Origin of the sequence: uncultured Eudoraea sp. (assembly GCF_947258525.1) — a bacterium.
In the GTDB taxonomy this organism is placed as follows: domain Bacteria; phylum Bacteroidota; class Bacteroidia; order Flavobacteriales; family Flavobacteriaceae; genus Eudoraea.
This window is the reverse complement of sequence record NZ_CAMYIP010000160.1, coordinates 1-12,977: the sequence shown is the minus strand read 5'-3', so window position 1 is coordinate 12,977 and position 12,977 is coordinate 1. Positions and strand designations below refer to the sequence as shown.

The window sequence follows — 12,977 nt, the reverse complement described above, 5'->3', positions numbered from 1 at the left end:
ATCTTATTGGTTTTCTTAACGTAGCGGTATCTTTTATAGGATCCTGCAGCAAGTACAAAGACAAAAAGCAGTCCCAAAACAGTTCCGTAAATGACATACTTCTGCCGCTTGGTCTGTAAGTCAGCAATTTGTGCTTCCTGCTCCAGCAGCCCTATTTCATCCTCTTTCTTTTCCAAATCAAAATCGAATTGGAGGCCACGGATTTTGTCGTCGGTTTCTACATTAAACAAGGAGTCCTTGGCCACAATCAATTGTGTTTGGTACTTAAAAGCATTGGTGTAATCTCCCTGATTGGCATAGGCCATGGATAAACCTTCATAAATATCCTTCAATTCAAATTTGATGCCCATTTCATTGGCTAAAGATTCCGCTTCCTTGAATGCACTCAATGCTTTTGTAAAATCATCGTTTTGATATACCTTTCCAAGTTCAATCAGAGTCTGAACCATTTGCAATTGTTGGCTGTTCTCTTTTGCATTTTGATAGGCCTGGTCCAGATAGGATATTGCCTTCTGTTTTTCACCCATTTTAAATTCTACAATACCTAATTTGGTAAGATTATCCGTATTATCAGCGGTATTAAGAGTCAAAGGCAGGGCATCCTGATAGTATTTTAATGCTTCCTTGTAATTACCCTGCAGCAAATAGATCTCACCTTCACCCATTAAATAGGAAGTAGTTATCTGGGGTTCATCTAATGCAGGTAAGTACTTGGGAATCCTGTTAAAATATTCCAGGGCCTTATCGTAATCATTGGGTGTATCGCCGTAAACCCCGCCAATATTTAATAAAGCAGAGGCAATACGCAAAGTGTCCTGTATTTTTTCCGCGATACTTAAAGATCGCAGGTAATAATCGATAGCCTTGGAATTACTGCCCTGGCTGTAATACACCGCCCCTAAATTGTTAGAGAGGTTGGCTATTCCCTGGCTGTCCTCAATGTATTCAAAAATTTCAAGGGATTTTGTCCAGTGGTCCAGTACCTGCATATAATCCCCCTGATAATAATGGGCCATCCCAATATTCTTCTCTGCATATGCCTTTCCCCGTAAATATCCAAGTTCATCGGCAAGTTCTCCGGCTTGTTTAGACACGATCAGGGATCCTGAAATATCCTCGTTCTGAAGAATTTCCACGCTCAGGGCATTCAGGTTCCTAACCTGTAAAGTATCCTGCTTCCCTGACTGAACCACCGTCTTTAGACTGTCTATTTGCGATTCCTGGGAAACTACTGACCTTGTCGAAAATAATGTGCAACAGACCAGGACTGCAAAGATTGTTTTATTTCCCACTTTATTCATATCGGTCTCTATAATCAGTCTTTTACCACTGTATAAACATTCACATCGTCTTTGGTAGTGATCCTTATAAAATACATGCCATCCGGGTAGTCTGACATATTTATCTCATGTGTAGTTGGGCCATTTCTACCATCTAAGGAGGTGTTAAGATATAAAATACCATAGAAATCAAAGATATCAAGAGTAACAACCTCCGAAATATTCTGATCTATGAACAATATGCCATTCACAGGATTCGGGTACAAAATAAAGGACGCATACGTACCTGAAATTCCCGAATCGCACCTGTTGTCATTGGCATTAGCATTGGAAGTCGTTGAACTTTTATGTGTGCTGTCCCTGCTTGTAAGTTCCCACTTCAGTGTATCTCCATTAAAACGAATTGAAAAAGTACCCTGGCCTGGTAAAAAGATAAATGGTAATTCCCCAATGCTGGTAGCTGCTGCCGGCCCGGTTAACTGATTCTCCGGCCCTTCGGCTATATAAATAGTCTCTTCATTAGGGTTCTCATAACGGTAATGTGCAATATAAAACAAACCATCAGGATCACTGAAATTTTCCTCCACACAATCCAGGTAGGTCCTTATTTTTCGAAGGTTATTACCGGTAGGATTTATATATAGCGTTCCAATTTTACTGTATTGAATCTCATAATTTTGTGGTTCCGCTATTTTAATAAAATAGATTCCGGTTGCACCGGGAGTATAGGCAACCCCATTGGCATCTTCAAAGATATAGGGGATGCCCTCAGGGAATACATCTTCCTGAGTTTCATCATATTTATACCCATCTATTGTCGAGCTTACAAGGGAAGTGTCTATTATGGTTCCCTGATCGATTATCAGATCCCCGGTTTCAACGAATAATGTAGCCGGATTTACAGTAATAGTACTGGAATCATAAGTAATATTAAAATTCGCCCCGATAGGGGCAAAATAAGCACCCGGATAGGAATAATGCACCTCTGGTGTCGGAGTTACATCCAGTCCTGTAATAAGGTTTACGGAATAGAAAGTAGAGACACTACCTCCAGTTTCTGAATCATCATCGGCATGGAGCACCGCAAATACCGGGGAATAATCGTTTCCATCGTCAGCGCCTCCCAGGTCACCATCATTTACAACGGCTTTAAACCTATTTTCAAAAGACACCTGTTCTGTTAACAGATCTTCTCCGTTAACTACTGCTTTGAATCTGTTTACAACGGCTTTAAATCTATTTTCAATATAATTATCAAAATCCTGAGTATCCAGATCAATAAGGTCCATTTCATTAACCACAGCTTTAAACCTGTTAAGAAGTGTATTTTCAGTTGCCATCCAACTGCCGCCATCCAATAAATCTAATAACTCTGCTGTGTTCACAACTGCCTTAAACCTGTTAATTAGAGCCAGGGTATTATCTTCAAAAAAGGTTGTATTGTGTGCCTCCGAAATGTTGGCCAGGAATTCTGTATTATTTGATATTCCTGTTGTATCATAGATATAATTCAAATCGAGATTAATGGCCTCCCCATAAGTAGTAACCACCGGTTCCGGTATTATAGTAAGGTCTTTTTTGGTAACAATAAAGGGGCCACTTTTAAAAGTTACTATATACTCCGGGAGTTCTGTGACCTTTGTTGAACTGCAGTTTACCGTACCATCAAAACATGGAAAAATTGTATAATTACTTACCCTGGGATATGGAGGTTCAGCATTGGTATCAAATATAATTTCAGGCAATGGAGAAAGCCCCAATTCTAAAAGCACCTCATTCAGGCTTTTGTCATCGGGAAGACCATCTTCGTAAGGTGCGGGAAGTCCTTGTACGGTAAAGTCAAATTTATTTTCATAGGCTTGGCCGTATTCTATTTCCACTTCATTTGCGGTAATTCTCAATGCTAATCTACCATCCTCAATGATCGGCAGCGCATTAGAATCACCCCCATTATTTACAGTACCGGCCAAGGGAGCAGTATTTAAAACAACATTCGGGTTGCTAATAAAGGGTGGTACGGTAACCACAAGCAAGGTGTCTGTTCTGGTAGTTTCATCTACTTCTAACTCTATTCGGTCTACCTCTGTGGCGTTATCTTTAAATAATTGTAAAATATCTATAGTATTTTCAGTTTCTTGCCAGGAGGGTATGGCCGATTTCGCTAATGCAAAGGCCGCTGCCACATGCACTACGGAGGCAGAGGTGCCAAAGAAATTTTTATAGGGATCTCCGTCTACCGGCTCACCGTCAACTTCATTTTGCCCAATGGTTTGAACATTGGTATTTACCCCGTCAAAGGATGAAAGAGCAACTTGTGCAGCTGCCTCATCTGTCATAAGTGCCCCTGGAAGTACTCCTCCAAAGGATGAAAATGGTTGAGGTGTAAAAGGTTCAGAGTTTAAGGATTTTCGAAAATCAACGGCACCAATGGCCAAAGCTTCCGGCGTCAGCGGATGTCCACTCATGGTGGAGGCACCATCAAAATAATTTAATACCTGTAAACTATTTGCAACAAAGATGATGTACCTAAAAGGCAAGGATCCAGGATCCCCGTTGGCACTGGTGATTAAAAAATTAGCCTGCCCATCTGCCGTTGCCCTAAAAGTAATGTACTCAATAGGATCTCTGGCATCATCAACACTATCATCTTCACCGTCATTATAGTAATTATTACCAACGAGCAAGCGCTCCTGATCGTCTAGCACCCAAAAATCCAGATCGGAATCAGCACCGAGCATATTATTCTGAGAGGCAAAGTCTTCATCCCATTGCAGGACTATCATATAAGTTTCTCCATTTTTTACTTCAAATCGTTGATAAATATCATCCGTGCCACCAAATATATGAGCTACTGCATCGGGATCTTGAACAAAGTCCGGGATGTTGGCACCTTCAGATGCTTGAAAAATAGACTGGTATGCATTATCGTAGAAATTACCGGCAGAAGTAAAATAGAAGTTCCCGTCTTTGGTAAAATCCTGAATGGCCTTACCTATATTGGTTATTCCGAACATAGGTTCGCCAGGAAATGTAATATCATCTAAGCCTATAGTATTTTCGGTGCTGCTTAGATTTTTAATGCCCAATTCAAAATCGCGCGGAGACAATACCCCCGTACGAAATGCTAAGCTGGCACCCGGGGCAATATCATGGGCTATATGCAGCATGGCCCTACCCTCATCAGAGATTTGGCCAAACGTATAAGGATATTCCTTTATAACCTCCACCGGAGTATCGTATCCATTAGGATTACCGTCACCCGCAATGCCAGGAAGATCACCAGCCTCCACATCTATTTCCTCATTGGATTGTTGTCCCCCCGTTGGATTGGCATCAAAGCTATTCGAAAAAACCACTATATTTATACCTTTACCATCTACAGCAGCACTTCCCTCTTCAGATATAATTCGATAAGATTCACGAACAATGTCTGTCCTCTGCGCGGCATCACCCTGAGTAATGGCAAGCCCTGTTTCTTCTTGGACACCTGATGTAAAAGGTGCATATAAGGCTTGTGCTGATTTTATGATGTCAAAATAGTCAATAAGAGCTGGCATCGGCGGAAGGGGCTGCTCCGGAGGTAAAATTTTGTCTATAGGGAAAAATACATCTATAGCACCCAATCCCTCAGGATTATCATTATTAGGAATAATAAGTGTTGGATCTACTATGAAGTCGGATAGCTGTGGATCAGAATTATATGCTAATCCGAAAACATCTTCCAAAACATCAATGACCGCTTGGGCCTGACCGTCGAATGGAACAAGTTGAATAAGTACCCGTTGATTGGCATCAACTTGATAAATGATGGAGGCCTGCTGTTCCGGCACCCAGTGATAAAAGTTCCGGGCCTACGAAGCCACGAGTTTTTCCATTCCCCGGGCCTATGACCGGAACAATAAAGCTATCTTCCTCACAAACCGGGGAATCAAAGGTTGCTCTTATTTTAACGTCGCTTGAGCCACCGAATGCCACGGTCCATTTGGCATGGCCGTTATCAGCAAAAACCACAGACAATACCTTTTCATGAGTGCCCGGTTCAAAGGAGGTAATACCATCGATCTTCTGAATCCCATTAAATTCCGAATCCTCTATCCTATCACTTAAGAAAATATAGCTTTCCTCTTGCTCTACCGTTATAGTCTTGTTAGTGGGATTGGTATATCCAAAATTGGCAAGATATAAGCCATTACCAATGTCCTCGGCACAGGTGAAAAGAATCACATCTTTATTTTTTTGTGAGAATCCTGTAAACGTAATCCCTAAAATCAATAATAGGGTCAACAAACATCTCAATTGAATATATTTCTTGTTCTTGCCTAAAATGTTTCTATTGGCATGAAATGGTAAGTAATTAAGTGTCATGATTGGTTAATTTATTTATACCTAATTCAATTTTGATACTCTTAAGTGCTCAGAATATATTTTATATATGATTCTTTACCACTTATAATTTAGCTATTTTATTAAAAAAATCAAAAGGATAACTATCTTCAAATTGAAGAATTATACCTTGTATTACGATCTTATCTATGTAGTCTTATCAAGTATTTGAAAAATTTAATCTAATTCAAATAAACCAATTTTTAAGATACATAAATAACCAAAGCGTAAAGGGGGGAAGTATTTAACTTAAAGGTAACTTTAGGTTAATATTCTTTAAATGTTCTATTAAAGATAACCATAAAAATTCAGATAATATTAGTATCACAAATAAAGGCAAAATCCGGGGTGGATTCAATAGGTCCAAGATATTAATAAAATTCGGTTATAATTATTAATTCTTTTCAGAAGGGGATGTACTGTTGCATTTTTAGGATAAATGACACTATTTGAAATCATTTCTGGCATAATGCAAAAAAAAAGGTTTGAAAATTGTGTTCTTTACATCATATTGGACTTTAAAACACGATTAAATCTAAAGCCGGAAGTTATACCTGAATTTTAGCAGGATTTGTTCATTCTGAAGTTGCCAGCGGTCCGTGATATCATTGAAGGTATTGTGGTTGAAAACCAGGAATACTTCGCCAAAAGGAGAAAAAATCCAGTGAATCCTGGCGTTTATGCCTAATAGCCTGCTATCAGTATCGTATTGCACATAACTGTTTAACTGTAAATCAGAGGTTACGTTAAACCGAAGCCGCATCCCCAGGAGAGTCTGGTCAAAATCTCCCCAGGGTAGACGGCCAATATTCCGAATTCCATTCAATTCCAGCCCTATCAGGGAACTGGGATTCCAATTAAGTTCCAGTTGGAATTCATCCAGATTACCATCGTAAAAAGAACCAAACCACCAGGTTGCCTGACCACTTAACCGCCTTTTGGCTGCAAATTCAGCCTCTAACCGATATCGCATAAAATTGTAGCCTCCTGCCGGGATTATCACATTCTCAGAAATTTCAAAAGGCGTAAAAAGATTTTCACCAACGGGTCTCACATTGAATTCAATACGATCCCCGCTTTCCAGTAGCCAATTAACAGGGGCGGTAAAAACACTGTACGATTGCCATATCCCATCAACTCCCTGGATATAAGTGACAAAAAACTGATTGAACATCTGTCTTACCAAAGGCCAGCTTGGGCGAGGGGCATAGACAGACCCCAAACGGAAATAATGGATCCCTTTTCGCGGGACAAACCCAAGTGATGGATCAAAATTTTCTCCTATTCTTGAATAGGTAAGGGACAAATCCCAAAGATCATTGGGATAATCTACTTTCAGCCCAAAGGCTGTCTTATCATTGGTTAAATCCGCCCTGTCTGTGTACAGGCCCCAGACCCCGGCAATAAAATTCTTATCCCCTTTAAACCTGGTTGTTTGATAGGTAAAATCCAAACCAGACATCCAGCTCCCATTTCGGTTTGTTGGATCGCCAAAAGTGGATATAAAACCTACTGAACTTTCACCCAGAACATTCTGACGAAGGCGAAAAACGCCCATATTGGTAGCTGAATACTGTTGGTCGATGGTTTCAAATTTATTTGTCCGTATTCCCAAACCACCAAAAGCGGTTTTCCCTATTCTTCCATTAAGTTTTACACCGGCAATGATGGGTACCTGGGTAGCTTCAAAAAGGCCGATCCGACGACTAAAAAATGGGAGTACCGTATTACTGCCGGTACCAAATCCAAATTCAAAAATATCTGAACCTTCCAGAAAAAATGTTCGCTTTTCGGGAAAAAACAAAGGAAAACGGGTGAGGTTCGTTTGCCGGGTGTCTACATCGGTTTCCGCAAAATCGGTATTTACAGTTATGGTTGCCAATACATTGGGCCCAAGTCGCTGACTGGCATCAAGGCTAGGTTCGAATCCTCCGATCGTTGCTCTGTTTTCGCCCTCTTTGGTAAGCGATCCCACAAGGGATGGCCTTATACTTAACCCAATGCCATAATTGAATTCAGGAAGCTGTGCCAAGAGGCCCGCCCGACTGGTTTGACCAAAAAACTGGTCGCGTTGCACATTGGCCCATCGAATGGTTTCCAGGTTTCGCTGAATACGCCTCTCTATGTTGAAACCCCATTGCGATATTCCTTTTTTGTAATTTATACTTTGGATAGGAAGTCGTATTTCCAGTGTCCAACCATCCTTTTGCAAGCTTGTCCGGGCTTCCCATATGGCATCCCAGTCCTCATTTTCGGACTCACCCCTATTAGAAACCAGTGCGTCGTAACGGGCGGCATTTGCATTGACTGCCAGGATATAGCCCGATTGCCCGTCAAGAAAGGGATCAATTACAATTTTCACATGATCTTCATTGGAAATATCCGCATCCCTTAACTTCGAAAACCGTACGATTTTATCGGGCTCAGGATCCTTGCATTCCACTCCGATAATAATCGCTTTTTCATTTACCAGCACCCTGGCCAAAGTAGGCGATGAAGGTGTCCCTTTTTCGAGGGGTTCTGTAGTTAAGAAATCACTTAAAACCTGCGCATTTTCCCAGTCGGCTTCATCCAATACACCGTCAATTTGGATTTCACCTTTAAGAGAACCTGCTAAAAGTACAGGCCTGTCTGAGGTCTGCCCAAAAACTGCAGTGGTAGCGATGAAAAAACAATAAAAAAGGAAACGGAGTTTCAAGGAATTGGGTTGGCTTTTGATGTTTATTAAAGATACATCTATTCATGGAATTCTTAGTGTTTTTGCAGACTGCACTATACCATTGTACACTTAAGTATCCAGCTGTCGTAAATAATATCCGTCAAAATAATAAGCCCTCCTTAAAGTTAGCATCTCACTTTTTTTCATGGATTTCCCTGGATTGAAAACCAGCGCTTCGATTAGGGTAGCATTGGTATTTATGGTGAGAATATATCCCCATCGTCAATGTCAATCAATTCATAAAGTTTTTACCCACTGCATAGGCCAGATAAAGAATTACTAAAGCCAGGCCTTCGTGTTTCTGTATCCCTTTTTTTCGTACTAAAAACCAGATGAAAATGATGCTATAGATAAACAGTATTGGGAGGTCGAATCGTAAAATATATTGATCCACCTTTATGGCTGAAATCAGAGAACCAAGGCCCAGAGGAACCAAAAGGTCAAAGATATTGCTCCCAACAATGTTCCCTACAGATAAACTTGTCTGACCTTTTGACAAAGCATTTAAGGAGATAGCGAGTTCAGGCAAACTGGTGCCTAATCCAATAATGACTGCGCCAATGAAGGATTGGCCCACACCCCAATTTTCAGCGATTACAATTGCCTGTTCAATGGCTATATGGGAACTAAGGATTACAACACCTAAACTTCCTGCCAGCAAGGCAATTTGAAACCAGATCCCAAAGGTAGATTTTTCTACCTCTGGAGTAGTTTTTTTACGCACCTTACGTTCCCGTTGCAAAAGCGTGTAGATATACAATAAGAAGGCCATAAGCAACAAGGCACCATCATTCCAGGTAATTATGCCGTCAAAAGAAACAAGGGCCAACAAAATTACCGAACCAATTAGCTCAACTCCTATTTGACGTGCCTGGATCTTACCAATATGCACAAAATAGAATAATGAAATAACCCCTACAACAATGCTGATCTGGCAAATGGAACTACCAATGGCATTGCCAGTCACTATCCCGGAGGCATCCGTACCTGCCAAATTATATAACGATCCCTCTATTGCCACAACCAGTTCGGGCAGGTCTGTCCCGAAGGCCAGGATGGTAAGTCCGATGAATAACTCTGAGATCCTGAAGCGCCGGGCAATTTTTATGGCATATTTTACGGTAAATTCAGTGCCCAGCCATAGTCCGAAAACACCTAAAACTAAAATGGCAATATCACTCATGGATGCGATCTTGGTTTTTCAAAATTAGGGGTCTTAAGAAGGAAGAACAATGATTGAAATCATTGGTAATAGGATGTCTTTATGATACCTTGTGCACTAAATAAATCCGGAGTAGTATAACCTCCCTAACCAATGTAGAGTCTATATGAAATTTCAGGGTGCCATATGATCAGCAATATTTTTTCCATAGGTGTTCCCCGTAGTATCGAACTCTTGAAGAGTGACGGCAATATTGGGCTTGATGACAAGGAGGTACAAACCAGAATTGCACTCTATGGCAAAAATCAAATCCCGGAGAAAGGCCCCAGGAAAAAGCGATTTATCCTGGCAGACCAATTTGTGGATCCAATTATCTACATCCTGCTGGTTGCTTTTTTATTAGCGCTTTTCCTGGGTGATTGGGCAGAAGCAGTGGCCATCTTAGTGGTTATCCTTATTACTGTTGGCATTGGTTATTTTATGGAACTACAGGCGGTGCGTGTCCTGGAAAAACTTCGTAAAATTGGGCAGGTACTCACCCGTGTTATCAGAAATGGCCAACTACAGTTAGTAAAGGCTTCCGGATTGGTTCCGGGTGATCTCCTTGTGCTGCATGCCGGTGACATAATCCCGGCTGATGCCCGTTTAATTGAGGTAAAGCGTTTGAAGGTTAAAGAAGCTGCCCTTACAGGCGAAAGTCAGGATATTGAAAAGCAAACTACGGAACTTCCGAAGGATACCTTACTTCATGGGCGTACCAATATGGTCTACAAAGGCACATTTGTCGTCACCGGATCCGCTAAAGCCATGGTAGTTGCAACCGGAGCCAATACGGAACTTGGCCAAATTCAGCTATTAAGTGAGAAGGCAGAGAAGGGGCAAACCCCTATTGAAAAAAAATTGGGCCAACTGAGCAGATGGTTAATCGGATTTACAATTTTATTGGCTTTCCTGGTCATTGTTTCCGGAATTCTCAGCGGGATGGACCTGATGTTTATGATACAAACCGGACTAGCCCTTGCCGTTGCAGCCATACCTGAAGGTTTACCCATTGTTGCTACTATTGCCCTGGCCCGGGGCATGTTACAACTTTCCAAAAAACAAGTAGTAATCAAAAAACTGGAGGCGGTTCATACCCTGGGGGCCACCAATATTATATGTACAGATAAAACAGGAACGCTCACTGAAGACAAACTTGCGGTCCATACCCTCGCTTTTGATGGGGAACAGGAATATGAAGTTGGTCCACATAAGGATGCCTTAAGACTAATGGCCTCCAGGCGTTTGGATCTAAAACAGCTGGTAGCTGCAAGTGTCCTGTGTAATGAAAGTCCGGCTAAACCGGAAAATCGTTTTGGGGAAAGTATAGATGTTGCTTTGCTCGATTTTGCAGACCAGATGCTTGTAGATCCGGTAGCTTTACGAACAAAACACCCACAAGTACAGTCTAGGCCTTTTGATACAGAACGCAAATATATGGCCTCCATTAACCGCAATCCACAAAATGGCCATACCCTTTATATAAAAGGCGCTTTTGAAGTGGTGGAAACCTATTGCGACAAAATAATTACCAATGGCCGGGTAAATGCTTTTGAGGACAGAACTGCCTGGTATCAAAGAGTAGACCATTTGGCCTCTCAGGGCTTTCGCACACTGGCTTTAGCCTATCGGGATCTGGATAAAACACCTGAAATGGATGGCCTGTTAACGGGCTTGACTTTTATAGGTGTCATAGGCTTTATTGATCCGGCACGGAGCGATGTAAAAGATACCATCTCTGTGTACAACAATGCAGGTATTAAGGTTGTAATGATGACCGGGGATCATCCGGGCACTGCAGGGAAAATTGCCCGTGAAATTGGTTTGATGGAAGAAGGAGATGAAAAGGGTCAGCTGATTCATAGCCGTGAAATCGATCGCCTTTTGAAAGGAGATCAACGCCAAAGGAACCGCTTATTACATACAAAGGTTTTTGCGAGGGTTACCCCAAAGGAAAAGCTGCAGTTAGTCAAGTTTTTCCAAAAGAACAACAATACTATTGGTATGTTGGGCGACGGGGTAAATGATGTTCCAGCACTGCGGCAGGCAGATATTGGGATTGCGATGGGTATACGGGGCACGGAAGTTGCCAGGGAAGCTGCCGATATTATCCTGAAAAATGACCGATTTACTGCTATGGAACTGGCAATAAGACAAGGAAGGTTAATTTTTGAGCATATAAGGCAATTCGTAGTCTATCTTTTGTCCTGTAATCTGGCCGAGATTATCTCTGTGGGCGTAGCTGCCATTTTGGTACTCCCGGCACCATTGTTACCGTTGCAAATTCTATTTCTCAACCTGATTACGGATGTATTTCCCGCATTGGCCCTTGGCTTTGGGAAGGGAGAAGAGGACCTTATGGACCAACCCCCGAGGAAGCCTACAGAACCTATTATGACCCGTGAGTTGTGGATGATTACAGTAATTTGCGGAACGAGTATTACCCTGGCCGTCTTGGGGATAACTGCCTATGCCCATTTTGGCTTGCAATTGTCCCCCATGGAAATTAACAACATGGCTTTTTACACCCTGGTTGTGGGGCAATTACTAAACATATTTAATATGCCGCTGCGCAAATCGTCCTTCTTTTCTAATGAGGTAACCAAAAACCCATGGGTCTGGGCAGCTTTACTTTTATGTGGACTGATCGTATTATTATCGAACCTTATCCCTATTGTTGCAGAAACCCTGTCGCTTGTAAAATTAACACTACAACAGTGGGGTGTTATTGCTGTTTTTGGGTTGGGTTCTTTAGTACTAACACAGCTTGTATTACGTATTAGAGATAGGGATTGAATCGGATTAAGGTACATATTATATGGTGTCTAATGCTTCTTCTAAATGATAAAAAATGTAATATCCCGGAGATTACCTTCCTCCTCCGCAACCTTTTGCAAGACAAAGACGGTTTTCCTTTGCAAGCCCGGGTGAAAATCGGTACAGGACCAAAAGATGTCACAATTATACTGGCCCTATTTGTGGATATACAATAAATAGTTTAAGAGCTTTTAGGGAGTCTAACCCTTGGGTTGAATAGTTTTTTGAAGAAAGAAACAACTTACTAAAATTGTCCGAAGTGATCTATGTCATTGACTTTGTGTTTAGCCCTATTTAATTTAGAGGTGAAGTTCAAAATATTTTCCAAAATGGTGACTAATTATGGTAAAATTTTAGTGCCTTTTCTTGTTTTTTGTCTGCATTTTACACTAGCACAGGATCAAACAATTTCCGGAAAAGTTGTGACTAATAATGGAATGCCACTTCCTACAGTTGATATTATTATTAAAGGAACAACTCAAGGAACCATAACAGATATTGAAGGTAACTATGAGATCAATGCAAAACGAGGTGACGTTTTGGTTTTTTCTCATATTGGACTCAAAACGGTTGAAAT

The 12,977-nt window shown here is 41.3% G+C and carries 7 protein-coding genes; 2 read left to right on the top strand and 5 right to left on the bottom strand.

Features of this window, described 5'->3' with window-relative positions:
• The 5 genes from Q0X89_RS11860 to Q0X89_RS11840 form a co-directional block, all read right to left on the bottom strand.
• Nucleotides 1-1,301, bottom strand: a 1,301-nt coding sequence (locus tag Q0X89_RS11860; protein ID WP_297694413.1) for a tetratricopeptide repeat protein, incomplete at its 3' end; no start/stop codon positions are given.
• A gap of 14 nt (nt 1,302-1,315) precedes the next feature.
• Nucleotides 1,316-5,110: a T9SS type A sorting domain-containing protein gene (locus Q0X89_RS11855; RefSeq protein ID WP_297694411.1), complete on the bottom strand. Its 3,795-nt coding sequence runs from the start codon at nt 5,108-5,110 to the stop codon at nt 1,316-1,318.
• The gene (locus Q0X89_RS11850; protein WP_297694409.1) at nt 5,073-5,645 is read right to left on the bottom strand and encodes a hypothetical protein; all 573 of its coding nucleotides are present in this window, start codon (nt 5,643-5,645) and stop codon (nt 5,073-5,075) included. Before Q0X89_RS11850 ends, Q0X89_RS11855 begins: the two co-directional genes overlap by 38 nt.
• Before the next feature lie 553 nt (nt 5,646-6,198).
• On the bottom strand, nt 6,199-8,361 hold the full coding sequence (locus Q0X89_RS11845) for a DUF5916 domain-containing protein (protein WP_297694407.1): 2,163 nt from the start codon (nt 8,359-8,361) through the stop codon (nt 6,199-6,201).
• A 253-nt stretch (nt 8,362-8,614) separates the two neighbouring features.
• Entirely contained in the window at nt 8,615-9,565 is a 951-nt protein-coding gene (locus tag Q0X89_RS11840) for a calcium/sodium antiporter (protein WP_297694405.1), read from the bottom strand.
• Nucleotides 9,566-9,730: 165 nt separating this feature from the next.
• On the opposite strand from Q0X89_RS11840, the gene Q0X89_RS11835 reads away from it, so the two are divergent.
• Nucleotides 9,731-12,379 (top strand): cation-transporting P-type ATPase, encoded by a 2,649-nt coding sequence (locus Q0X89_RS11835; RefSeq protein WP_297694403.1) that lies wholly within the window; start codon nt 9,731-9,733, stop codon nt 12,377-12,379.
• 350 nt (nt 12,380-12,729) lie between these two features.
• Nucleotides 12,730-12,977, top strand: a 248-nt coding sequence (locus Q0X89_RS11830) for a carboxypeptidase-like regulatory domain-containing protein (RefSeq protein WP_297694401.1), incomplete at its 3' end; no start/stop codon positions are given.